Source organism: Pseudomonas defluvii, assembly GCF_001695625.1.
Classification (GTDB): Bacteria; Pseudomonadota; Gammaproteobacteria; order Pseudomonadales; family Pseudomonadaceae; genus Aquipseudomonas; species Aquipseudomonas defluvii.
Map to the genome: position 1 here is coordinate 19,056 of NZ_MBPN01000023.1, position 23,298 is coordinate 42,353.

The 23,298-nt window shown below is 59.8% G+C and carries 19 protein-coding genes; 11 read left to right on the top strand and 8 right to left on the bottom strand.

Annotated elements, in window-relative coordinates; all coding sequences use genetic code 11:
• Positions 1 to 3 precede the first annotated feature (3 nt).
• From EKA13_RS08850 to EKA13_RS08870, 5 genes are all read right to left on the bottom strand, one after another.
• Entirely contained in the window at positions 4 to 1,251 is a 1,248-nt protein-coding gene (locus EKA13_RS08850) for an ABC transporter permease (protein WP_065759020.1), read from the bottom strand.
• 65 nt (positions 1,252 to 1,316) lie between these two features.
• On the bottom strand, positions 1,317 to 2,351 hold the full coding sequence (locus tag EKA13_RS08855) for an ABC transporter substrate-binding protein (RefSeq protein WP_065759021.1): 1,035 nt from the start codon (positions 2,349 to 2,351) through the stop codon (positions 1,317 to 1,319).
• A 39-nt stretch (positions 2,352 to 2,390) separates the two neighbouring features.
• Positions 2,391 to 3,515 carry an ABC transporter ATP-binding protein gene (locus tag EKA13_RS08860; protein ID WP_065759022.1) on the bottom strand — a complete coding sequence of 375 codons (1,125 nt, stop codon included), beginning with the start codon at positions 3,513 to 3,515 and terminating at the stop codon, positions 2,391 to 2,393.
• 245 nt (positions 3,516 to 3,760) lie between these two features.
• Positions 3,761 to 4,390, bottom strand: a complete 630-nt coding sequence (locus EKA13_RS08865) for a response regulator (protein WP_065759023.1) — start codon at positions 4,388 to 4,390, stop codon at positions 3,761 to 3,763.
• A gap of 15 nt (positions 4,391 to 4,405) precedes the next feature.
• Positions 4,406 to 6,796, bottom strand: a complete 2,391-nt coding sequence (locus EKA13_RS08870; RefSeq protein ID WP_065759024.1) for a PAS domain-containing sensor histidine kinase — start codon at positions 6,794 to 6,796, stop codon at positions 4,406 to 4,408.
• Positions 6,797 to 6,890: 94 nt separating this feature from the next.
• On the opposite strand from EKA13_RS08870, the gene EKA13_RS08875 reads away from it, so the two are divergent.
• A complete protein-coding gene (locus EKA13_RS08875) occupies positions 6,891 to 7,892 on the top strand; it encodes an alpha/beta hydrolase family protein (RefSeq protein ID WP_065759025.1) in 1,002 nt (333 codons plus the stop codon).
• Here the strand turns inward: EKA13_RS08875 and EKA13_RS08880 are convergent.
• From EKA13_RS08880 to EKA13_RS08890, 3 genes are read right to left on the bottom strand one after another with little or no spacing between them, the layout of a single operon-like run.
• Positions 7,889 to 8,653, bottom strand: a complete 765-nt coding sequence (locus EKA13_RS08880; RefSeq protein ID WP_065759026.1) for a TerB family tellurite resistance protein — start codon at positions 8,651 to 8,653, stop codon at positions 7,889 to 7,891. The two genes, EKA13_RS08875 and EKA13_RS08880, sit on opposite strands and share 4 nt — an antisense overlap.
• Position 8,654: 1 nt before the next feature.
• The gene (murU, locus tag EKA13_RS08885; RefSeq protein WP_065759027.1) at positions 8,655 to 9,329 is read right to left on the bottom strand and encodes an N-acetylmuramate alpha-1-phosphate uridylyltransferase MurU; all 675 of its coding nucleotides are present in this window, start codon (positions 9,327 to 9,329) and stop codon (positions 8,655 to 8,657) included.
• A complete protein-coding gene (locus EKA13_RS08890; RefSeq protein WP_065759028.1) occupies positions 9,326 to 10,351 on the bottom strand; it encodes an aminoglycoside phosphotransferase family protein in 1,026 nt (341 codons plus the stop codon). Before EKA13_RS08890 ends, murU begins: the two co-directional genes overlap by 4 nt.
• 130 nt (positions 10,352 to 10,481) lie before the next feature.
• Between EKA13_RS08890 and EKA13_RS08895 the strand changes: the two genes are divergently transcribed.
• The 10 genes from EKA13_RS08895 to EKA13_RS08940 all read left to right on the top strand — a co-directional run bounded on the left by EKA13_RS08895 (position 10,482) and on the right by EKA13_RS08940 (position 23,274).
• The gene (locus EKA13_RS08895) at positions 10,482 to 13,259 is read left to right on the top strand and encodes an LPS-assembly protein LptD (protein WP_065759029.1); all 2,778 of its coding nucleotides are present in this window, start codon (positions 10,482 to 10,484) and stop codon (positions 13,257 to 13,259) included.
• Positions 13,240 to 14,556, top strand: coding sequence for a peptidylprolyl isomerase SurA (surA, locus tag EKA13_RS08900; RefSeq protein WP_065759030.1), 1,317 nt, complete (start codon positions 13,240 to 13,242; stop codon positions 14,554 to 14,556). Before EKA13_RS08895 ends, surA begins: the two co-directional genes overlap by 20 nt.
• Positions 14,553 to 15,542 (top strand): 4-hydroxythreonine-4-phosphate dehydrogenase PdxA, encoded by a 990-nt coding sequence (gene pdxA, locus EKA13_RS08905; protein ID WP_065759031.1) that lies wholly within the window; start codon positions 14,553 to 14,555, stop codon positions 15,540 to 15,542. The genes surA and pdxA overlap by 4 nt, the downstream gene beginning before the upstream one ends.
• Positions 15,539 to 16,345 carry a 16S rRNA (adenine(1518)-N(6)/adenine(1519)-N(6))-dimethyltransferase RsmA gene (gene rsmA / locus EKA13_RS08910; RefSeq protein ID WP_065759032.1) on the top strand — a complete coding sequence of 269 codons (807 nt, stop codon included), beginning with the start codon at positions 15,539 to 15,541 and terminating at the stop codon, positions 16,343 to 16,345. Before pdxA ends, rsmA begins: the two co-directional genes overlap by 4 nt.
• A gap of 101 nt (positions 16,346 to 16,446) precedes the next feature.
• Entirely contained in the window at positions 16,447 to 16,827 is a 381-nt protein-coding gene (gene apaG / locus EKA13_RS08915; protein ID WP_065759033.1) for a Co2+/Mg2+ efflux protein ApaG, read from the top strand.
• Positions 16,827 to 17,702 (top strand): symmetrical bis(5'-nucleosyl)-tetraphosphatase, encoded by an 876-nt coding sequence (locus tag EKA13_RS08920; RefSeq protein ID WP_065759034.1) that lies wholly within the window; start codon positions 16,827 to 16,829, stop codon positions 17,700 to 17,702. Before apaG ends, EKA13_RS08920 begins: the two co-directional genes overlap by 1 nt.
• A gap of 10 nt (positions 17,703 to 17,712) precedes the next feature.
• Complete coding sequence (glpE, locus tag EKA13_RS08925) at positions 17,713 to 18,042, top strand: thiosulfate sulfurtransferase GlpE (RefSeq protein ID WP_065759035.1); 330 nt, start codon at positions 17,713 to 17,715, stop codon at positions 18,040 to 18,042.
• Between the two features lie 282 nt (positions 18,043 to 18,324).
• Positions 18,325 to 20,247: a PrkA family serine protein kinase gene (locus EKA13_RS08930; RefSeq protein WP_065759036.1), complete on the top strand. Its 1,923-nt coding sequence runs from the start codon at positions 18,325 to 18,327 to the stop codon at positions 20,245 to 20,247.
• 196 nt (positions 20,248 to 20,443) lie between these two features.
• Positions 20,444 to 21,715: a YeaH/YhbH family protein gene (locus EKA13_RS08935; RefSeq protein ID WP_065759037.1), complete on the top strand. Its 1,272-nt coding sequence runs from the start codon at positions 20,444 to 20,446 to the stop codon at positions 21,713 to 21,715.
• Entirely contained in the window at positions 21,712 to 23,274 is a 1,563-nt protein-coding gene (locus tag EKA13_RS08940) for a SpoVR family protein (protein WP_065759038.1), read from the top strand. The genes EKA13_RS08935 and EKA13_RS08940 overlap by 4 nt, the downstream gene beginning before the upstream one ends.
• Positions 23,275 to 23,298 lie beyond the last annotated feature (24 nt).

The following is a 23,298-nucleotide window of genomic DNA, read 5'->3' on the forward strand; positions in this document are numbered from 1 at the left end:
TCCTCAGCTCAGACGACGGCGGCTTGAACCGACCAGCCAGCTATAGATCAAGTACAACAGCACGGTGGCAAGCAACAGCAAACCGCCCAGCGCCGTGGCCATACCCCAGTTGATACTGGTGTTGGTGTAGAAGGCGACGAAGTAGCTGACCATCTGGTCGTTCGGGCTACCCAGCAACGCCGGGGTGATGTAGTAACCGATCGCCAGGATGAACACCAACAGGCAGCCTGCGCCAACGCCCGCATAGGTTTGTGGGAAGTACACCCGCCAGAAGCTGGCGAAAGGATGGCAACCCAGCGAGATGGCTGCACGCATGTAAGTCGGCGAAATGCCCTTCATCACGCTGTAAATCGGCAGGATCATGAACGGCAGCAGGATATGCACCATGGAGATGTACACACCGGTCCGGTTGAACACCAACTCCAGTGGTTTGTCGATGATGCCGATCGCCATCAGTGCGCTGTTGATCAAACCACCAGACTGCAACAGCACGATCCAGGCGGCAACACGCACCAGGATCGAGGTCCAGAACGGCAACAGCACCAGGATCATCAGCAGGTTGCTCTGGCGGGTTGGCAGGTTGGCAAGCAGATACGCCAACGGATAGGCCAACAGCAGACAGATGCCAGTGATGACGAAGCCCATCCACAGGGTACGGGCGAAAATGTCCAGGTAGATCGCCTGGTCAGGGGTAGCCGGGGCCAGCTCGCCCAGATCGTCGATACGATGGTCCAGGGAAGCCAACAGGTAGAACGGGGTGATACTACTGGTGTTACGGCGAATCGCCTGCCAGTAGGCGGGGTCGCCCCAACGCTCGTCCAACTCCTGCAGCGCTTCTTTATAAGAAGCCGGCTCGGCCTTGAACGGAAGGGCACGGGCAGTCTTGGCCAACAGGCTACGGTAGCCAGCCAGCTCCATGTTCAAACGCTTGGACAGGTCGCCCAAGGTCTGGTTCTTGCGCGATTCGGCGAGATCGTCGGCCAATGCCTTGTACACCGGCTCGGCCGGCAGGCTCTTGCCATCCCACTCGCTGACCGCAACGACGGTACGCGGCAAGCCGCTGACCACCTCAGGGTTACCGACACTCTTGTACAACAGCGCAGCGATAGGCACCAGAAACACCAGCAGCAGAAACACTGCCAGAGGTGCGATCAATGCCTGCGCCTTCCAGCGGTTGACCCGCTCGGCATGCGCCAGGCGACGCTTGAGGGAAGGACCGGTGCCTTCGTTCAGGGGCACTGCGATGGCCATAGCGAACTCCGAAAAACTTGATCAAAAGGCGCGTCACCGGAAGGGTGACGCGCCATCAGCACGGCTTACTTGGCTGCCCACGCGTTGAAGCGTTGCTCCAGTTGCTCGCTATTGTCGGCCCAGAACGCCACGTCGATTTGCACCTGATTGGCGATGTTTTCCGGGGTGGTCGGCATGTCTTTCTTGATGCTGTCAGACAACAGGGCGACAGCTTTCGAATTCGCCGGACCGTAAGCGATGTTTTCGGAGTAGGTCTTCTGCTGCTCTGGCTTGACCGAATAGGCGATGAACTTCTTCGCCTCTTCAAGGTTTTTGGCACCCTTTGGAATGGCCCAAGCGTCGAAGTCGTAGATACCGCCGTTCCACACCACCTTCAGGTTGCTTTCTTTCTGAACGGCGGCGATACGACCGTTGTAGGCCGAGCTCATGACCACGTCACCCGAGGCCAGGTACTGCGGTGGTTGAGCACCGGCTTCCCACCACTGGATGCTTGGCTTGAGTTCATCAAGCTTCTTGAAGGCGCGATCCTGGCCTTCCTTGGTCGCCAGCACTTTGTAGACTTCCTTCGGCGCGACACCGTCGGCCATCAAGGCGAATTCCAAGGTGTACTTGGCGCCCTTGCGCAGGCCACGCTTGCCCGGGAATTTCTTGGTATCCCAGAAATCGGCCCAGCTGGTTGGCGCAGATTTCAGTTTGTCGGCGTTGTAGGCCATCACCGTGGACCACACGAAGAAACCTACACCGCACGGCTGAATGGCACCGGGAACATAGTCGGACTCATCACCGAACAGCGCCGGGTCGAGCTCCTCGAACATGCCTTCGTCGCAACCACGCGCCAGCTCTGGCGATTCGACTTCGACCAGGTTCCAGGACACGCTTTTGGTGTCGACCATGGCTTTGACCTTGGCCATCTCGCCGTTGTACTCACCCGCAACAATCTTGCCGTTGCCAGCCTTTTCCCAAGGCTCGTAGAACGCCTTGGTCTGGGCTGCCTTATTCGCGCCCCCAAAGGAAATCACAGTCAGATCGGCCGCCGCCATGGCCTGGGTTGCTGCGAACAGGCCCAAAGAAAGGGCGGTCAACTTCAAGTGCTTGAGCATTATTATTCTCTCCACAGTGCAGGGTTGGTGAAGCAAACCTCAATGGGCTTCCAGGATCGGATCGAGCGCGCGACCGTGCTCGACCTCCCAGCCCAGCGGTACCACATCGCCCACAGCCAGGGCTGGGTCGAGTTCGGCAATCGGCTGCTTCACGAAGAAATCGGCCTTGCCGCAGACTTCCAGGCGCACCCTTACGTGGTCACCCAGGTAGACGAATTCGGCCACGCGGCCGGAGAAACGGTTGACGCAATGTTCGCTATGGCCGTTGAGGCGCACGCGCTCAGGGCGAATCGAAAGGGTTACAGGCTCGCCCGGCTGACCGACGTTGACCGCCAGCGCCTCAATCTTCTCGCCACGCGCCAGTTGCACCTGGCAACGGTCACCGCTCTGGCTGAGCAAACGGCCATTGATACGGTTGTTCTCACCGATGAAGTTGGCAACGAAGGTGTTCTTCGGCTCTTCGTAGAGGGTGCGTGGGTCGGCGATCTGCTGAATCTCGCCTTGATGGAACACCGCCACCCGATCCGACATGGTCAAGGCTTCACCTTGGTCGTGGGTCACATACACCACGGTCACGCCAAGGCGTTGGTGCAGGTGTTTGATTTCCATCTGCATGTGTTCACGCAGCTGCTTGTCCAGCGCGCCGAGCGGTTCGTCCATCAGAACCAGCTGTGGCTCGAACACCAGCGCCCGGGCCAAGGCCACACGCTGCTGCTGACCACCGGAGAGCTGGCCCGGATAACGCTGGGCGAAGGCATCGAGCTGAACCATGTTCAGCACCCGCTTGACCCGCTCACTGATGTCGGTCTTGCTCAGGCCGCGCACGGTCAGCGGGAACGCCAGGTTCTCGGCAACGGTCATGTGCGGGAACAGTGCATAGTTCTGGAACACCATGCCGATGTCACGTTTATGCGGCGGTACATTATTGATCGAGCGACCCGCCAGTTGGATCTCGCCAGCGGTCGGGGTCTCAAAGCCAGCCAACATCATCAGGCTGGTAGTCTTGCCCGAGCCCGAAGGCCCCAACAAGGTGAGAAACTCGCCTTTGCGAATGTCCAGATTGAGGTCTTTGACGATTAGCGACTCGCCATCGTAGCTCTTCTGCACACCACGGAAGCTGACCAGCACTTCGCCGGTTGCAGCGCTCGAATTCACCTCACTCATACCCGTACCTTTTTGTTGGATGACTGCCGTAGCACAAGCCTAGTGAAGGCAAAAGGCAGCGCAAATCGGGGGTGGAGAGAGATTGACATCAGCCGGGTGGAAGGGTTGTTGTAGGGATTGCCCTACAAGGATGGCGTTTTTAGATATCCGCCGACGCTACTGGAGCCCCCCAACCAATGCCGCCCCCGGCAGGACAGCGTGGGAAGGGCCCGACGGGCCGACGCAAGGTGTCGTATTCAGAACAGTCAGAGCAGCTTGTGCTCCATGGCGTACTTCACCAGCTCAGCCAGCGAGTTGACGTTGAGCTTCTGCATCAGCCGCGCCTTGTGCGTGCTGATGGTCTTGTTGCTCAGGGCCAGTTGCTGGGCAATGTCGTTGACATTGGCACCTTGGGCCAGGCGCTCGAAGACCGAAAACTCACGTTCGGATAGCAGCGAGTGCAGGGGGCGAGCGTCCGTCAGGCCTACCTCAAAGACCATTCGGTCTGCCAGATCCGGATCAATGTAACGCCCCCCTGAAGACACCCGGCGAATCGCCGTCAGCAACAAGGCAGGGTCACTGTCCTTGGTTGCATAGCCGGCGGCGCCAATCTTAAGCGCCCGTGCAGCCATCTGTGCTTCGTCATGCATCGACAGCACCAGGATCGACGGCGGGTTGTTCAGCGCCCGGATACGCGGGATCGCCTCAAGACCATTGACGCCTGGCATCGAGATGTCCAGTAACACCACTTCGCACTCGGTATGACGCAAGGTATCGAGTAGCTGCTCGCCATTGGCGGCCTCGCCCACCACCTGCATGTCCTTGGCCAGGCCGATCAATTGTTTGATGCCTTCGCGCACAATGGTGTGGTCTTCAGCAACCAGTACTCGTATCACGGCCCTGCTCCTGTGTTAATCCAAGGGAATCCGCACGCTCAGGCTGGTGCCCTCGCCCGGTTCACTGTTGAGTGTCATGGTGCCGCCCAGCATCAGCACCCGCTCGCGCATACCAACCAGCCCGAAGGAACTCGGGCGACTATCGTGCATGGCGAAACCAATACCGTCATCACTGATGGTCAGGCATAGCTGCTGCTCATCTTCGGTCAGGCTTATCTCTACAGTATGCGCCTGAGCGTGGCGCATCACATTGGTCAACGCCTCCTGCAAGATACGGAACAACCCTATGGCCTTGGCATCGCTCAAGGGCGGCAGGTTTTCCGGCACCTCCACCAGGCAAGGAATCTGCGTACGCGCCTCAAAGCGACGCGCCTGCCATTCGATTGCCGATGCGATCCCGGCGTCGAGGATCGGCGGGCGCAATGCCGTCGCTACATCGCGCACCAGTTGAAAGAGCTGGGCAATCAGGCGTTTCATGCTCGCCAAGCGTTCATTCAAGCCGGGGTCGAGGTCGGCATAAGCAAGCTCGCACATCGATGTCTCCAGTTTCAGTACGGTGAGCATTTGGCCCAGTTCGTCATGCACCTCGCGGGCGATGCGGGCCTTCTCTTCCTCCCGGACGCTTTCCAGGTGCGCCGACAGCTCACGCAATTGCTCCTGCGAGCGCGCCAACTCCAGTTCGATCACCTTGCTCTGGGTGATGTCCCACACGATGCCGTCCCAGACCACACGCCCATCGCCCAGTGCCCGCGCGGTGGCCTTGATGTCCGCCCAGCGTATGTCGCCCTGACGCGTAACGATTCGCCCCTGCCAGGCCCAGTCACTGTCAGTCTCAAGTGCTCGGTCCTGGACCTGATGATAATGGGCACGGTCATCCGGATGAACCAGGCTGCGCAAGCCCATATGCGGGCGCTGGATTTCAGCCGGCGTATAGCCAACGAGTGCCTCACTGCCCTCACTGATGTAGGGGAACTCCAAGAGACCAACAGGCGGATCCCGCTCCAGGCGAAACACCAGGCCCGGGACGTTGGCGGCAATCCCCTTGAGCCGTGCCTCGCTTTCCTGTTGCGCCGCCAATGCACGGCGACGCTCGGTGACATCGGTCAGGAACACCACCAGGTACTCGGCATCACGAAAACGCAGGAAGCTCAGCGAAACATCCACCGGCAACAGTCGGCCATCAGCGCGCAGGCATTCGGTTTCAAAGCGTTGCGCCGCTTCGTCACAGGAACGCGCACGCTTCCACAGCGTCAACCAGCGATCCATGTGCAGATTGGGCTCGAAGTCGATCAATGGGCGTTCCACCACCTGCCCCGGCGCATAACCGAGCATCGCTTCAGCCGCGCGGTTGGCATAACGTACATGGCTGTCCCAGTTGACCCACAGAATGCCGACGGTACTTTGATCAATCGAAAACTGGCTCAAACGCAGCGCCTGTTCTCGCGCCAAACGCTGGGCAATATTGTCGCGCGCGGCGAGCAGGCTATGTTCCAGCGCATGCTGTTGACGCCGCTGCCAGAGCACGATGGCCATGGCGCTCAGCAGCAACGCCAGCAGCAGCAGGCTCAGGTTTTGCCAGAAACCCGGCGACTCGCTCAGGCGCGGGTACTTGGGCTGCAGCCAACGGTTGTGCAGTTTCTCGAGGTCTTTGGGCGGAATCGCCTGCAGCCCCCGCTCAAGTATTTCCGCCAACTGCGGCCAGTCACGTCGCGAGCCGATACGCAGCAACTGCGGCAAGCCAATATCACCGACCACCGCCAGCTCGCTGAATTCGTTCTCGCGAGACAGACGGCTGAGCTGGGCTTCATCCACCACCGCGTAGCGTGCCTGTTCAGTGAGCAACAGCTGTAGAGCCTGGCGCTCCAGTGGTACACCTTGCACATTCAAATTGGGATAGGTGCTGCGCAAATAATCGGCCACCGCACTGGGCATGCGCACAGCCACGCGGTCCGTACTGCTGAGCTTTTCCAGGTCCACCGCTACGGCACCATTACGCGGGCCGACAATCAACTGCGGCACACGCATGTACGGGTCGCTGAACAACCATAAGCGCAAGCCCGCTGGCGTTTGGGTCAAGCCGGGGGCCATATCGATTTCGCCGCCCACCAGCGCGTGCTCAAGCGCCGACTGGTCAGGATAGTTACGCCATGTCAGGTCCAGCCCCAAGCGCTTGCCAAGCCAGTTCATCAACTCGACATTAACCCCCGAAAGCTGCTGAAGTCTGCGGTCGAACTGAGCATAAGGGGCTTGCAGTACCAAACCCACACGCAGGCTGCGATGTTCGTCCAGCCACTGCTGTTGAGCCGGATCCAGCTGCAGCGGCGGCGTTGTCGATGCCGGTGCGGCCCACACGATAAAGGGCAGACAAAAACAGCCGATAAACCACAAGCAGCGCAAACGCTTCATCTTGAATCTCGTCATAGAACGGACGGCCTCAGAGCATGGCCGTCCCGGACAAATACCTTTAGGCTGCCGGTAATAATCTGGCCTGGATAGATCCATGTTCCCACTGAATCGCACAACGCTTCCTGCGTTATGCCTGTCCTTGATACTACCTTGTACCCTACACGCCGCAGATGGCGAAACGCCAGAGCCGGCGAAAGAGGCACAGCCCGCGCCTGTGCAGCGCCAAGCCCTGAATGAACGCAGCCAGGACGATGCCTTGGCACTTGAGCGCCAAGCCCCAAAAGAAGAACAACAAACCCTGCAAGCCGGCAGCGAGAGCTTTCTGGCCCTCTGGAAGCCCGCCAATAGCGGCGACCCGGAAGGAGCATTGATCATTCTTGCGGGTGCCGGCGAAACCGCAGACTGGCCAAAGGCTGTTGGCCCACTACGGCGCAAATTTCCGGATGCCGGTTGGCACAGCCTTAGCCTGAGCCTGCCCGACCTGCTGGCTGACAGCCCGCAACCCAGGGCCGAACCACCGGCCAAGCCCGCAGAGCCCAGCGCAGAAGGCCAGCAGGCACCGGCCAAAGACACACCTGCCGACGCCAATGCCAGCGTTGAACAAGCCACGGCCGCCGAAGGCGAAAGTGCCGATAACAGCGAACCGGCACAAACGCCGGAAGCTCAAAGCAACGCCGATGCCGAACGGATTTTTGCTCGCCTGGATGCGGCCGTCGCTTACGCGCAGCAACAGAATGCCCGTAGCATTGTACTGCTCGGACATGGCACGGGGGCCTACTGGGCTGCTCGCTACCTGAATGAACGCCAACCGGCGCAGGTACAAAAACTTGTGATGGTCGAAGCACAAACACCGGCCACTGCGGACCAGAACCTGACGGCCCTGGCACCGGGGCTGAAGCTGCCGACGGCCGATTTCTACTACAACCAGCCACGAGCCCGAAAGGCGGCCGAGCAGCGACTACAAGCCAGCAAACGGCTAAAAGGCAGCAACTACCACCAAGTGGTCCTCACTGCCATGCCCGGTAACCGCAACGCCGAACAGGAAAACCTGTTTCGCCGGGTCCGTGGCTGGTTGAGCCCCAGCCAGGACAACTAAAATCCCTGCCGCGTGCGGATGACCGAGTAAGCCTGATGCAGATCACGGGTGTACTCGGTCGCCTCCCGCACACGCTCAGGGCTCGCGCCACTACCCACTAATTTGTCGGGGTGGTGACGGCTCAACAAGCGCCGATAAGCACGCTTGATCTGCTCAGGCGCTGCGCCCACCTCGACACCCAGCAACTTCAGCGCATCCGGATACGCCAGGGTGGCACTGCCCAGCGCGGCTTTCTGAGGTTCATAGTCCTGCGTCAAGGCCTTCACCTTGGCGGCTGACCAGCCCAACGCCTGCCCCCATTGCACAATCAACTCACGTTCATGAGGGCTCGCCCGGCCATCGGCCCAGACCATCCGCAGACACGCACGCAAAACCCCTTCGGCAGCATGCGGTTGCTGTTTGAGGCGACGCAGATAGCGCCCGAGCCGCTCCCGTCCGTTCTTGCCCCGGTTGAACGCCGCAATCGCCCGGCGCCGCGCCGGATCGCTCATTTCCAGGCGCTGCATTTCCTGCCGTGCCTGCTGAATGTGCCCCTCCACCACTCGGCCGTCACTCTTGGCCAACCGCCCCAACAGCAGGAACAACACCTCATCGTCACGCAACACGGGGCGACCACCCATGCGCTCACGCACGTGCGCCCAGCTATGCAACTGCAGACGGCGGTCCATCGCCTGACCAAGTAACGCCCCCAGCAAGGCCCCAGGAATGCTGGCAATGGCGAAACCCGCCCCAGCACCAATCACTGTGCTCGGCCACAACATCTCAGCGGCGCTCGCCAGTCATGATGCGTTCGACATCGGCAAGACGCTCAAGCGTGCCCACATCCACCCAATGGCCAGCGAAGTGCTCGCCGCTCACCTGCCCCGTTGTCATCGCCTGGCGCAACAGCGGCGCCAGTTTGAAGGCGCCTGGCTGGCAGTCGGCAAAAAGTGCCGGATCAAGCACGGCAATACCGCTGTAGGTCAGGGTGTCAGCCCCCGCCTCGGCGTCGAGCACCCGGCCATCGACCAAACGAAAATCACCCTTGCCGTGATGCCCGGGGTTATCCACCAGCACCAAATGCGCCAAACCCGCCAAGGGCTGACGCAAGCGGGAGAAGTCAAACTCGGTCCAGATATCGCCGTTAACCAGCGCAAACGGCGCATCACCCAGTAGTGGCAACGCCTTGTAGATACCCCCGCCGGTTTCCAGTGGTTCACCTTCCGCCGAGTACTGAATGCTAAGCCCCCACTGCGCACCGTCACCCAGGTAGTCTTCAATCTGCTGGCCAAGCCAGGCGTGATTGATCACGACATCCTTGAACCCGGCGGCAGCCAGTGCCTTCAGGTGATACTCGATCAACGGCACCCCCGCCACTGGCACCAAGGGCTTTGGGGTATGCAGCGTCAGCGGCCGCATGCGCTCGCCTTTTCCCGCAGCCAGGATCATTGCCTTCATGACCGCACTCCGGCTGCCTGCTGCAACTGCGTGATCAACTCACCGAGTTCAGCAAGCTCCGGACGACGGGCAACCACTGCATCTATATAAGCAAAGAAACGCGGCACATCACCCAGGTAGCGTGGTTTGCCATCGCGGTGGCAGATCCGCGCGAAAATGCCGATCACCTTCAGGTGGCGCTGCACGCCCATCAGGTCACTGGCACGGTGGAAACTGTCAAAGTCGCCTTGCACAGGGATGCCCCGGGCTTGCGCACGCTGCCAGTAATCACGCAACCAACCGGCTACGCGGGCCTCTGGCCAGCTCAGAAACGCATCTTTGAACAGGCAGGTGATGTCATAGGTGACCGGGCCATACACGGCATCCTGAAAATCCAGCACGCCCGGGTTCGGGGTACTGAGCATCAGGTTGCGCGGCATATAGTCGCGGTGCACCAGTACCTTAGGCTGATCCAGCGCACTGTCGATCAATAGACCGCTCACACGCTGCCAGGCCGCGTGTTGCGCCTCGCTGAAGGCAAGCCCCAGTTCCCGCCCCACGTACCACTCAGGGAACAACTCCAGTTCGCGGCGCAGCAGCGCGACGTCATAGCTGGGCAATGGCGCCGTCATGGGTAACCGCTGGAACGCTAACAGTGCGTCAACCGCATCATTGAACAAGGTGTCGGCATTGTCGGCATCAATGACATCCAGGTAAGTCTGCTTGCCCATATCACTGAGCAGCAGAAAGCCACGCTGCAGATCCTGCGCATAAATGTTCGGGACATGGATGCCGGCACTGGCCAGCAAATGATCGATATCCACGAAGGGCTTGCAGTTTTCCTGGGGCGGCGGTGCGTCCATGACGATAAAACTGCGGCCATTGGCTTCCCAGCGAAAGTAGCGGCGGAAGCTGGCATCGCTGCTGGCGGCAGTCAGGCTGCCTTGCGGCACCTCGCCCCAGCCCTGGGCCTGGAACAGATTTGCCAGTTGTTCATCGAGCCAGACATTCAAGTGTTGCAGGCGTACATCGTGATCGGGCATTACAAGGGTCTCCGACGGCCCTAGCCGTCAAGCGGGTCATGCTTTATTATCCAGCATCTTTTTCAGACCATCGAGAGGCGTGCGGCCCCACACGCGGGCAGATGGCACGCAGGAAGCCCGGACTAATAAGATGGCATTGAAATCCCCCGCGTTTCGTAAAAAATTCCCGTTGCTGGTTACCGGCGGCTTGCTGGCCATGCAACCTCTGGCGACGTCGTATGTGGTCGCCGCAGAACAGTTCGACTGTCAAGTGTCTGCTGCCGGCGGTTGGGACTGCAAGCCCAAGACCACTACTGCCAACTTGCCTCCACGTCCTGTGCACCCAGGCGCCGCCGTCAGCTCGACCGACGAAACCTCGGCACCCGCTGCCGAAGCGGCTGAAGAGCCGGGCAAAGGCCCGATGCTCGTCACTGAAAGCAAAGGCCGTGTACTGAAATCGCGTAGCGCCGATTACAGCCATCTTGACTGGGTACCCCGTGACAAGCTGACCCCTGCACAACTGGCCGAGACCGGCCCGTACTGTGGTGGCGCCTATGTCGAGCCAACCCGCCCCGGCATGAACGACAGCACCCCGAAAGACGAAGCACCGACCTTCATTGGTGCCAAGGTTTCGCGCTATCAGCAGGAGCAGCAGATCGCTCAGCTCGCCGGTGACGTAGTGATGCGCCAGGGCAGCATGCAGGTCGAGGCCGATGAAGCCAACCTGTACCAGGCTGAAAACCGTGGTGAGCTCAAAGGCAACGTGAAGATTCGCGACAACGGCTCGCTGGTGGTTGGCGATCACGCCGATATTCAGCTCGACACTGGCGAAGCCAAGGTCGACAACGCCGAATACGTGATGCACAAGTCACACATCCGCGGTAACGCCCTGTATGCCAAGCGCGCCGAAAACGCCATCATCCGGCTGAAAGACGGTACCTACACCACCTGTGAGCCGAACAGCAACGCCTGGCAGCTCAAGGGCAACAACATCACCCTGAACCCGGCCACCGGTTTCGGCACCGCGACCAACGTCACCCTGCGGGTCAAGGATTTCCCGGTGTTCTATACACCGTACATCTACTTCCCGATCGACGACCGTCGCCAATCCGGCTTCCTGCCACCGTCGTTCAGCACCAGCAGCGACAGCGGCTTCACGCTGGTCACCCCGTACTACTTCAACCTGGCGCCGAACTACGATGCCACGTTGTACCCGCGCTACATGGCCAAGCGCGGCCTGTTGATGGAAGGCGAGTTCCGCTACCTGACCGAGTCCAGCGAGGGCCAATTCGGCGGCGCCTGGTTGAACGACAAGGAAGACGAACGCAAGCTGCAGTCCGACTACAAGGACCAGCGCTGGATGATCAACTGGCAGCACAAAGGCGGCCTTGACTCGCGCCTGATGACTGAAGTCGACTACACCGACATCAGCGATCCGTACTACTTCCAGGATCTGGAAACCGACCAGATTGGCGTTGAAAGCCGCGACTACGTGAACCAGCAGGGCGCGCTCACCTACCGTGCCGAGGACTACACGGCGCGGTTGAACGTGCAGGCCTACGAGCTGGCGACGATCACCCGGATCACGCCGTACGACCGGTTGCCGCAAATCACCTTCAACGGGAAGCTGCCGTACCATCCAGGCGGGCTGGACCTTTCCTACAAGACCGAGTTTGCACGTTTTGAGCGCGACCTGCGCACCGGCAACTTCATTGATGAAAATGGAAATTCCGACCCGTGGTATGACACTCGCGTTTCGGGCCTGGCACGTGCCAATGGTGACCGAATCAACCTGGCACCACGAATCAGCCTGCCGCTGGAAACCGGTTATGGCTTCCTGAAACCATCGCTGACCTACGTCTACACCGACTACAACCTGGACCTGGATCAGCGCGGGAAAGACACACTGGTCGATGGCGAGACCTTCAAAAGCTCGCAAAACCGTGATGTCCCTGTCTTCAGCGTGGACAGCGGCCTGTACTTCGACCGCAATACCCAATGGTTCGGCAAGAACTACCGCCAGACCCTGGAACCGCGACTGTTCTACCTGTATGTGCCTTACAAAGACCAGACTGATATCCCAGTCTTTGACACCAGCGAAAGCACCTTCAGCTATTCCTCACTCTTCCGTGAGAACCGTTTCACTGGCTCCGACCGCATCGGCGACGAGAACAAACTGTCGCTTGGCGTGACCAACCGCTGGATTGAAGAAAACGGTTTCGAGCGGCAACGCTTCAGCATTGGCCAGGCCCTGTACTTCAAGGACCGCAAAGTCCAGTTGCCGCGCATTGACTGGCGTGATCGCGAAGATGCCCAAGCGAACGTTTCGCCCTACGCCCTGGAATACCAGTACCGCTTCAACCGCGACTGGCGCCTGAACTCCGACTTCAACTGGGATCCGGACAGCCGCAGCACCCGTTCGGGCAGTGCGATGTTCCACTACCAGCCTGAAGACAACGTCAACAAAGTGGTCAACCTCGGCTATCGCTATCGTAATGATGCTGTCCGCTATGACCAGACCACTGGTAAATGGCAGGTGGGTGGTGGCGACTATGGCAAGCCGGGTGACGCGAACTACGTCAAGGACTACTACAAGATCCAGCAGCATGACTTCTCTGTCATCTGGCCGGTCGTTCCGCAGTGGAATGCCATCGCTCGCTGGCAGCATGACTACAACCGCAACCGTACGCTGGAAGCCTTCGGTGGTTTCGAGTACGACAACTGCTGCTGGAAACTGCGTCTGATCAACCGCTACTGGATCGACTACGACGAGTTCAGCCAGGACGCACCAAGCAACGAAAAAGGCGACCACGGCATCTTCCTGCAGATCGTACTCAAAGGTCTCGGTGGCGTAGTGGGCAACAAGGTCGAGACGTTCCTCGACGAAGGCATTCAAGGTTATCGTACACGTGAAGACCAAGCTTATTGATTGTCTGCGCCCGCTGATGCTGGGCGCTGTATTGCTGAGTTCCGCAGTGCATGCCGCGGTACAGGAACTGGACCGCGTGGTGGCCATCGTCGATAACGATGTGGTCATGCAAAGCCAGCTGGACCAACGTGTGCACGAGGTGCAGCAAACCATCGCCAAGCGCGGTTCTGGCGTTCCGCCAGCCAGCGCCCTGGAGCCGCAGGTACTGGAACGCCTGATCGTCGAGAACCTGCAATTGCAGATCGGCGACCGTTCCGGCATCCGCATCACCGATGAAGAGCTGAACCAGGCCATTGGCACCATTGCCCAGCGCAATGGCATGAGCATCGATCAGTTCCGCGCAGCCCTGGCCCGCGACGGCCTCTCCTATGAGGACGCCCGCGAGCAGGTTCGCCGCGAGATGATCATCAGCCGTGTGCGTCAACGCCGTGTAGCCGAGCGCATTCAAGTGTCGGAGCAGGAAGTGAAGAACTTCCTCGCCTCCGACCTGGGCAAGATGCAACTCTCTGAAGAGTTCCGCCTGGCGAACATCCTGATCCCGACCCCGGAAAGCGCCAACTCGGCTGCAATCCAGGCTGCGGCCAAGCAAGCCGGCGAGGTGTACCAGCAGCTCAAGCAGGGTGCCGACTTCGGCCAACTGGCTATCGCCCGCTCCGCCAGCGAAACGGCACTGGAAGGTGGTGAGATGGGCTGGCGCAAAGCCGCTCAACTGCCGCCACCGTTCGACCGCCTGCTGAGTTCCCTGTCGGTCGGTGATGTTACCGAGCCAGTGCGTACGCCAGGGGGCTTCATCATCCTCAAGCTGCTGGACAAGCGTGGTGGCCAAACCCAGGTTCGTGACGAAGTCCATGTTCGTCACATCCTGATCAAGCCAAGCGAGATCCGCAGCGAAGCCGCAACCAAGCAGTTGGTGGAAAAGCTCTACGACCGGATCAAGGCCGGGGAAGACTTCGCTGAACTGGCCAAGAGCTTCTCGGAAGACCCAGGCTCGGCACTCAATGGTGGCGACCTGAACTGGATCGACCCGAACGCGCTGGTGCCGGAGTTCCGCGAAGTCATGGCAAGCAGCCAGCAAGGTGTAGTGTCCAAGCCCTTCAAGACCCAATACGGCTGGCACGTACTTGAAGTGCTGGGTCGCCGCGCCACCGACAGCACGACTCAAGCACGCGAACAACAGGCGTTGACTGTACTGCGCAACCGCAAGTACGACGAGGAGCTGCAGACCTGGCTGCGTCAGATTCGTGACGAAGCCTACGTTGAAATCAAGCTCCCCGGCGCGGCCCAGGCCGCCCAGTGAAACGCCAACGTTTCGCCCTGACACCCGGCGAGCCGGCCGGCATAGGTCCAGACCTGTGCCTGCTGCTCGCTGCACACGCCCAGCCTTACCCTCTGATCGCCATTACCAACCGTGACCTGCTCGCCGAGCGGGCCGCGCAGTTGGGCGTGGCCGTCACACTGCTGCCCGTGTCTGCCGATGCGTTCCCGGATACACCTGCCGACGCAGGCAGCCTGTATGTCTGGGATACACCGCTGCAAACCGCTGTGGTGCCTGGGCAACTGGATAAAGCCAACGCCGCCTTCGTGCTGGAAACCCTCACCCGTGCAGGCCAAGGCTGCCTGGATGGCCATTTCGCGGGCATGATCACCGCGCCGGTGCACAAAGGCGTGATCAACGAGAGCGGTATCGCCTTCTCCGGCCACACCGAGTTTCTTGCTGACCTCACCCACACCCAGCAGGTGGTAATGATGCTGGCGACACGCGGCCTGCGTGTTGCACTGGTGACCACTCACCTGCCCTTGCGCGACGTGGCCGACGCCATCACCGAGGAGCGGCTGGAGCGCGTCACGCGTATCCTGCATGCCGACCTGGTGAACAAGTTTGGCATCGCCAACCCGCGCATCCTGGTCTGCGGCCTCAACCCGCATGCCGGTGAAGGCGGCCATCTGGGCCGCGAAGAAATCGACATTATCGAACCGACATTGGCGCGCCTGCGCAGCGAAGGCATGGACCTGCGCGGCCCACTGCCCGCCGATACCCTGTTTACCCCCAAATATCTGGAGCACTGCGATGCAGTGCTGGCGATGTACCACGACCAAGGCCTGCCCGTACTCAAGTACAAAGGGTTTGGCGCTGCAGTGAACGTGACCCTGGGCCTGCCGATCATCCGCACTTCGGTTGATCATGGCACCGCCCTGGACCTTGCCGGAACCGGCAAGATCGACACCGGCAGCCTGCAGGTCGCCCTGGAAACCGCCTATCAGATGGCCGAGACCCGTTTATGAGTGAGCAATACCAACACCGGGCGCGCAAGCGCTTCGGCCAGAACTTCCTGCATGACGCAGGCGTTATCGACCGTATCCTGCGTGCCATTCACGCTCGCCCAGGCGAGCGCATGCTGGAAATCGGCCCCGGCCAGGGTGCACTGACCGCTGGCCTGCTGGGCAGTGGCGCAGAGCTGGACGTGGTGGAACTGGACAAGGACCTGATCCCGATCCTCAACCACCAGTTCGCCGGCCGTGACAACTTCCGCCTGCACCAGGGCGACGCCCTGAAGTTCGACTTCACCAGCCTGGGGGCATCCCCACACAGCCTGCGTGTCGTCGGCAACCTGCCGTACAACATCTCCACCCCGCTGATTTTCCACCTGCTGGATAACGCCGGGCTGATCCGTGACATGCACTTCATGCTGCAGAAAGAAGTGGTCGAGCGCCTGGCCGCAGGGCCTGGTGGCGGCGACTGGGGACGTCTGTCGATCATGGTTCAGTACCATTGCAAGGTCGAGCACCTGTTCAACGTCGGGCCTGGCGCCTTCAACCCGCCTCCCAAGGTTGATTCAGCCATCGTCCGCCTGGTGCCTCACGAAACCCTGCCGCACCCAGCCAAAGACCACCGGCTGCTTGAGCGCATTGTTCGTGAAGCCTTCAACCAGCGCCGCAAGACCTTGCGCAACACCCTCAAGGCGCTGCTCAGCAGCGAGGCGATCGAGGCGGCCAATGTTGATGGCAGCCTGCGTCCGGAGCAACTCGATCTCGCCGCCTTTGTCCGCCTGGCCGACAAACTGGCCGAGCAGAACGGCGCCGAATAAGCCTCCCGCCGGTCAACCGTGCATTCACGGCTGGCCGGCCGCCCCGCCTTTGGCCTAGACTGAAGCAATTGCAGCATTCGCGTTTGCTTAAGGCCCTTTGCATGTCTGATCCTCGCTACCAGATCGACGTCAGCGTCGTCACCCGATTCCTTCCCGAGCAGTCCCAACCCGACAACGACCGTTATGCCTTCGCCTACACCATCACGGTGCAGAACAACGGCCAGTTGCCCGCCAAGCTGATGTCCCGGCATTGGCTGATCACCAACGGCGATGGCGAAGTCGAAGAAGTACGCGGTGCCGGCGTGGTTGGCCAGCAACCGCTGATCGAGCCCGGAGCCAGCCATACCTACAGCAGCGGCGCGGTCATCACCACGCGTGTTGGAATCATGCAAGGCACCTACCAGATGTTTGCCGAAGACGGCAAACGCTTCGATGCGATCATCGCGCCATTCCGGCTTGCAGTGCCTGGGGCCCTACACTGATGGCGGTTTATGCCGTCGGCGACCTGCAAGGCTGCCTGCAACCCCTCAAATGCCTGCTGAAGCGCGTAGCGTTCAACCCTGCCGTCGATACGCTGTGGCTGGTCGGTGACCTGGTCAACCGCGGCCCGGAATCACTGGAAACCCTGCGCTTTCTCTACAACATGCGTGACTCACTGGTGTGTGTGCTGGGCAACCATGACCTGCACCTGCTGGCGGCCGGGCACAATATCGAGCGTTTGAAAAAGAGTGACACCCTGCGCGAGATCATCGAAGCGCCAGACGCCAACGACCTGCTCGACTGGCTGCGCCAGCAAAAGCTGCTGCACTACGATGAGCAACGCGACATCGCCCTGGTGCATGCTGGCATCCCGCCGCAGTGGAGCCTGAACAAGGCTAGGCGCCTGGCCGCGGAAGTCGAGGAAGTGCTGCGTGATGACACACGCCTGAAGCCCTACCTGGACGGCATGTACGGCAATGAACCGAACAAGTGGGACAAGAGCCTCCACGGGGTGACGCGCTTGCGGGTCATCACCAACTACTTCACCCGCATGCGCTTCTGCACCAGTGACGGCAAGCTCGACCTCAAAGGCAAGGAGGGGGTCGATACTGCGCTCCCCGGCTATGCGCCCTGGTTCAGTCACAAGGAGCGACGCACCCACGGCCTGAAGATCATCTTCGGTCATTGGGCTGCGCTTGAAGGCCGGTGTGACGTACCCGGCCTTTACGCACTGGACACCGGCTGTGTCTGGGGCGGTTCCATGACCCTGATGAACGTCGACACAGGCGAGCGCTTCGAGTGCGAATGCAGCAGCGAAGGCAGCCTGCGCCCACAACCCTCAATGCCTGCAGCCTCTCAGATGGCTGATCACTCCTGAAGGAACCCCCATGAGCGAATTCAAACGCATCCCTCCCGAGCAAGCCCAAGCGCTGCGTGAGCAAGGTGCGGTCGTGGTCGACATTCGCGATCCACAGACCTACGCCGCCAGCCACATCACAGGTGCTCACCACCTGGATAACCAGTCGGTTGCCGACTTCATCCGCAATGCCGACCTTGATGCCCCACTGGTGGTGGTCTGCTACCACGGTAATTCCAGCCAAAGCGCAGCGGCCTATCTGGTCAGCCAGGGCTTTTCCGATGTCTACAGCCTTGATGGCGGTTTCGAACTGTGGCGTAGCGTCTACCCCGAGCAAACCGCTCAAGGCGACGCCGAATAATTTTTTTCACGGTCCTCCAGCCCACGTCCCCTGTGGGCTGGCGCCAGATCTGACGAACGGTCGTGGCGAACTTATCACGCAACCACCCTTGACCTCCCCGATTCCGAACTATTCTTAGGCTCAGGCCATCCAAAAAGGGGAGAGCCGGTACACCGGCGTGCGGGTCATCGGTAGCGATTTTACAGGTGTTCTGGGGGGTATGAAGCAATCGGGCATCCGGTTGTTTGCCAGCATCAGCTGACTGATCCGGCGTCGGCTCCACGTATCGAGCGAGGTGACGTCATGAGTATTTTTAGCCACTTCCAACAACGTTTCGAGTCCACCCGTCAGGAAGAACTTTCACTGCAAGAGTATCTAGAGCTCTGCAAGAAAGATCGCAGTGCCTATGCTTCGGCGGCCGAACGCCTGCTGATGGCTATTGGCGAACCAGAGCTGATCGACACTTCGCACAACTCGAGGCTGTCGCGGATTTTCTCCAACAAGGTCATACGGCGCTACCCGGCCTTTGAAGACTTCCACGGCATGGAAGAATGCATCGACCAGATCGTCTCCTACTTCCGCCACGCCGCTCAGGGCCTGGAAGAGAAGAAGCAGATTCTCTACCTGCTCGGCCCGGTCGGCGGCGGTAAATCGTCACTGGCAGAAAAGCTGAAGCAGTTGATGGAGAAAGTGCCCTTCTACGCCATCAAGGGCTCACCCGTTTTCGAGTCCCCGCTGGGTCTGTTCAATGCCGCGGAAGACGGCAGCATCCTTGAGGAAGAGTACGGCATTCCACGGCGCTACCTGAATACCATCATGTCGCCATGGGCCACCAAACGCCTGTCCGAGTTCGGCGGCGACATCAGCAAGTTCAAGGTGGTCAAACTCTACCCCTCGATCCTCAACCAGATCGCGGTAGCCAAGACCGAGCCTGGTGACGAGAACAACCAGGACATCTCTGCACTGGTCGGTAAAGTCGATATCCGCAAGCTGGAGGAGTACCCACAGAACGACGCTGACGCCTACAGCTACTCGGGTGCGTTGTGCCGGGCCAACCAGGGCCTGATGGAATTCGTCGAGATGTTCAAGGCGCCGATCAAAGTCCTGCACCCGTTGCTGACCGCAACCCAGGAAGGTAACTACAACAGTACCGAAGGCCTGGGCGCAATCCCCTACTCCGGGATCCTGTTGGCCCACTCCAACGAATCGGAATGGCACAGCTTCCGCAACAACAAGAACAACGAGGCGTTCATCGACCGGATCTACATCGTCAAGGTGCCGTACTGCCTGCGCGTCAGCGATGAGATCAAGATCTACGACAAACTCCTGTTCAACAGCTCCCTGGCCAAGGCCCATTGCGCGCCCGACACCCTGAAGATGCTTGCCCAGTTCACCGTATTGTCGCGCCTCAAGGAGCCAGAGAACTCCAACATCTACTCGAAGATGCGCGTCTATGACGGCGAAAACCTCAAGGACACCGATCCAAAGGCCAAGTCGATCCAGGAATACCGCGACGCGGCCGGGGTCGATGAAGGCATGAACGGCCTTTCAACCCGTTTTGCCTTCAAGATCCTGTCCAAGGTCTTCAACTTCGACCCACACGAAATCGCCGCCAACCCGGTACACCTGCTGTATGTGCTGGAGCAGCAGATCGAACAGGAACAGTTCCCGGCTGAGGTGCGCGAGCGTTACCTGCGCTACCTGAAAGAGTACCTGGCGCCCCGCTACATCGAGTTCATCGGCAAGGAAATCCAGACCGCTTACCTGGAGTCCTACAGCGAGTACGGTCAAAACATCTTCGACCGCTACGTGCTCTACGCCGACTTCTGGATTCAGGACCAGGAGTACCGCGATCCGGAAACCGGCGAGATCCTCAACCGCATTGCCCTCAACGAGGAACTGGAGAAGATCGAAAAACCGGCCGGTATCAGCAATCCGAAGGATTTCCGCAACGAGATCGTGAACTTCGTGCTGCGCGCCCGGGCCAACAACAACGGCAAGAACCCGACCTGGCTCAGCTACGAGAAGCTGCGCGTGGTCATCGAGAAGAAAATGTTCTCCAACACCGAGGACCTGCTGCCTGTCATCAGCTTCAACGCCAAAGCCAGCAAAGAGGATCAACAAAAGCACAACGACTTCGTCACACGGATGGTGGAACGCGGTTACACCGACAAGCAAGTCCGGCTGCTCTCCGAGTGGTACCTGCGGGTCAGAAAGTCACAATAACCCGCAACCGGAGCACCGGTTGTCGTTAGCCCAGAGCCTGTGTCAGCAATATCTGCTACACAGGCTTGAGGGAAGTTGTCGGAAAGCTGGCGGCGTGGTTCAGCCACACTCAGTGCGCACCCGAGCAGTCCGTTTCGGATGTTCTGGCCGATTGACCCGCCTAAGGTTTTCCAAGACGGCTTCATAAGGAGCAGTCATGAGCTATGTGATCGACCGACGTCTGAACGGCAAGAACAAGAGCACGGTTAACCGCCAGCGCTTCTTGCGGCGCTACCGCGACCACATCAAGAAAGCCGTCGAGGAGGCCGTAAGCCGCCGCTCCATTACCGATATGGAGCACGGCGAGCAGATCAGTATTCCCGGGCGCGATATTGACGAGCCGGTGCTGCACCATGGCCGCGGCGGCAAGCAGACCGTCGTCCACCCCGGCAACAAGGAGTTTACCGCTGGCGAACATATCGCCCGCCCTCAAGGCGGCGGTGGCGGCAGTGGACGCGGCAAGGCCGGTAACTCCGGCGAAGGCATGGACGAGTTCGTCTTCCAGATCACCCAGGAAGAGTTTCTCGAATTCATGTTCGAGGACCTCGAATTGCCCAACCTGGTCAAGCGTCACCTGGCCGGTACCGACACCTTCAAAACCGTACGCGCCGGTATCAGCAACGAAGGCAACCCGTCACGCATCAACATCATTCGCACATTGCGTTCTGCCCATGCACGGCGTATTGCCCTGTCTGGCAGCAGCCGCGCCAAACTGCGCGAGGCTCAGGAAGAACTTGCCCGACTGAAACAGGAAGAACCTGACAATTTCGGCGACATTCAAGCAATAGAAGCGGAGATAGAGCGGTTGAGTGCGCGCATTCATCGCGTCCCCTTCCTTGATACATTCGACCTCAAGTACAACTTGCTGGTCAAACAGCCGAACCCAAGCTCAAAAGCAGTGATGTTCTGCCTGATGGACGTTTCCGGGTCCATGACCCAGGCAACCAAGGACATCGCCAAACGCTTTTTCATCCTCCTGTACCTGTTCCTCAAGCGTAACTACGACAAGATCGAAGTCGTGTTCATCCGCCACCACACCAGTGCCCGCGAAGTGGACGAGGAAGAGTTTTTCTATTCACGGGAGACGGGCGGCACCATCGTTTCCAGCGCCCTGAAAATGATGCAGGAGATCATGGCCGAACGTTACCCGGCCAACGAGTGGAACATCTACGCCGCCCAGGCCTCGGACGGCGACAACTGGAATGATGACTCGCCGATCTGCCGCGAGATCCTCAGCAAGCAGATCATGCCCTTCGTGCAGTACTACACGTACGTCGAGATTACCCCGCGCGAGCACCAGGCCCTGTGGTTCGAGTATGAGCGCATCGGCGAGTCCTTCCCCGACACATTCGCCCAGCAACAACTGGTATCGGCCGGTGATATCTATCCGGTCTTCCGTGAACTCTTCCAGCGCAGGTTAGTGACATGACCGCCAGAGAACAGAAGCGCCAACCCATTTCCACGGGGTCCGAATGGACGTTCGAACTCATCCAGGCCTATGACCGTGAGATCGGCCGCCTGGCAGAGCGCTATGCCCTGGACACTTATCCCAACCAGATCGAGGTGATCACCGCCGAGCAGATGATGGACGCCTATGCCTCGGTCGGCATGCCGCTGGGCTACCACCACTGGTCGTATGGCAAACACTTTCTCAGCACCGAGAAGTCCTACAGCCGCGGCCAGATGGGCCTGGCGTACGAGATCGTCATCAACTCCGACCCGTGCATCGCCTACTTGATGGAAGAAAACACCATCTGCATGCAGGCGCTGGTGGTGGCCCATGCCTGCTATGGTCACAACAGCTTTTTCAAGGGCAACTACCTGTTCCGCACCTGGACTGACGCCAGCTCGATCATCGACTACCTGGTGTTCGCCAAGCAGTACATCACCCAGTGCGAGGAGCGGCATGGCATTGATGCCGTGGAGGACCTGCTCGACTCCTGCCATGCCCTGATGAACTACGGTGTAGACCGTTACAAGCGCCCCTACCCGATCTCTGCCGAAGAAGAACGGCGTCGGCAAAAGGACCGTGAAGAACACCTGCAGAAACAGATCAACGACCTGTGGCGCACCATACCCAAGAACAGTGACAAGAACAGCGACAGAGACAACGCACGCTTCCCGGCCGAGCCACAGGAGAACATCCTGTATTTCATCGAGAAGCATGCACCGCTGCTTGAGCCCTGGCAGCGTGAAGTGGTGCGCATCGTGCGCAAGATCGCCCAGTACTTCTACCCACAACGGCAAACCCAGGTGATGAACGAAGGCTGGGCTACCTTCTGGCACTACACCCTGATGAACGACCTGTACGACGAAGGGCTGGTGACCGACGGCTTCATGATGGAGTTCCTCCAGTCGCACACCAGCGTGGTGTTCCAGCCAGGTTTCGACAGCCCCTACTACAGCGGCATCAACCCTTATGCCCTGGGCTTTGCCATGTACCGCGATATTCGCCGCATGTGCGAAAACCCCACGGAAGAAGACCGTCGCTGGTTCCCCGACATCGCAGGTGGCGACTGGCTCTCGACCATCAAGTTCGCCATGAGCAGCTTCAAGGACGAGAGCTTCATCCTGCAGTACCTGTCGCCCAAGGTCATCCGCGACCTCAAGCTGTTCAGCATCCTCGACGATGACCAACGCGACGACCTGCTGGTGCCTGCGATCCACGACGAAGCCGGCTACCGGACCATTCGTGAAACCCTGGCCGCCCAATACAACCTGGGCAACCGCGAGCCCAACGTGCAGATCTGGAGCATTGACCGGCGGGGCGACCGCTCGCTGACCCTGCGCCATCAGCAGCACGACCGAAAACCTCTGGGGGACTCCACCGAAGAAGTACTCAAGCACCTGCACCGTCTCTGGGGCTTCGATATCCACCTGGAAACCCTGCAGGGCGACCAGATCGTCAAAACCCACCATGTGCCGCCCAAAGGCGAACACTCGGACGGCGATTACGGTCGCCTCGACTTGGCCGTCGTACACCTGTAGCGAAGCCAGCCTCCGTTGCTGCCG

What these genes read in the sequence shown, in the direction of transcription:
- EKA13_RS08850 (WP_065759020.1), bottom strand. Translation starts at nt 1,251, where the DNA reads ATGGCCATCGCAGTGCCCCTGAACGAAGGCACCGGTCCTTCCCTCAAG.
- EKA13_RS08855 (WP_065759021.1), bottom strand. Translation starts at nt 2,351, where the DNA reads ATGCTCAAGCACTTGAAGTTGACCGCCCTTTCTTTGGGCCTGTTCGCA.
- EKA13_RS08860 (WP_065759022.1), bottom strand. Translation starts at nt 3,515, where the DNA reads ATGAGTGAGGTGAATTCGAGCGCTGCAACCGGCGAAGTGCTGGTCAGC.
- EKA13_RS08870 (WP_065759024.1), bottom strand. Translation starts at nt 6,796, where the DNA reads ATGAAGCGTTTGCGCTGCTTGTGGTTTATCGGCTGTTTTTGTCTGCCC.
- EKA13_RS08875 (WP_065759025.1), top strand. Translation starts at nt 6,891, where the DNA reads ATGTTCCCACTGAATCGCACAACGCTTCCTGCGTTATGCCTGTCCTTG.
- EKA13_RS08880 (WP_065759026.1), bottom strand. Translation starts at nt 8,653, where the DNA reads ATGTTGTGGCCGAGCACAGTGATTGGTGCTGGGGCGGGTTTCGCCATT.
- murU (WP_065759027.1), bottom strand. Translation starts at nt 9,329, where the DNA reads ATGAAGGCAATGATCCTGGCTGCGGGAAAAGGCGAGCGCATGCGGCCG.
- EKA13_RS08890 (WP_065759028.1), bottom strand. Translation starts at nt 10,351, where the DNA reads ATGCCCGATCACGATGTACGCCTGCAACACTTGAATGTCTGGCTCGAT.
- EKA13_RS08895 (WP_065759029.1), top strand. Translation starts at nt 10,482, where the DNA reads ATGGCATTGAAATCCCCCGCGTTTCGTAAAAAATTCCCGTTGCTGGTT.
- rsmA (WP_065759032.1), top strand. Translation starts at nt 15,539, where the DNA reads ATGAGTGAGCAATACCAACACCGGGCGCGCAAGCGCTTCGGCCAGAAC.
- apaG (WP_065759033.1), top strand. Translation starts at nt 16,447, where the DNA reads ATGTCTGATCCTCGCTACCAGATCGACGTCAGCGTCGTCACCCGATTC.
- EKA13_RS08920 (WP_065759034.1), top strand. Translation starts at nt 16,827, where the DNA reads ATGGCGGTTTATGCCGTCGGCGACCTGCAAGGCTGCCTGCAACCCCTC.
- glpE (WP_065759035.1), top strand. Translation starts at nt 17,713, where the DNA reads ATGAGCGAATTCAAACGCATCCCTCCCGAGCAAGCCCAAGCGCTGCGT.
- EKA13_RS08930 (WP_065759036.1), top strand. Translation starts at nt 18,325, where the DNA reads ATGAGTATTTTTAGCCACTTCCAACAACGTTTCGAGTCCACCCGTCAG.
- EKA13_RS08935 (WP_065759037.1), top strand. Translation starts at nt 20,444, where the DNA reads ATGAGCTATGTGATCGACCGACGTCTGAACGGCAAGAACAAGAGCACG.
- EKA13_RS08940 (WP_065759038.1), top strand. Translation starts at nt 21,712, where the DNA reads ATGACCGCCAGAGAACAGAAGCGCCAACCCATTTCCACGGGGTCCGAA.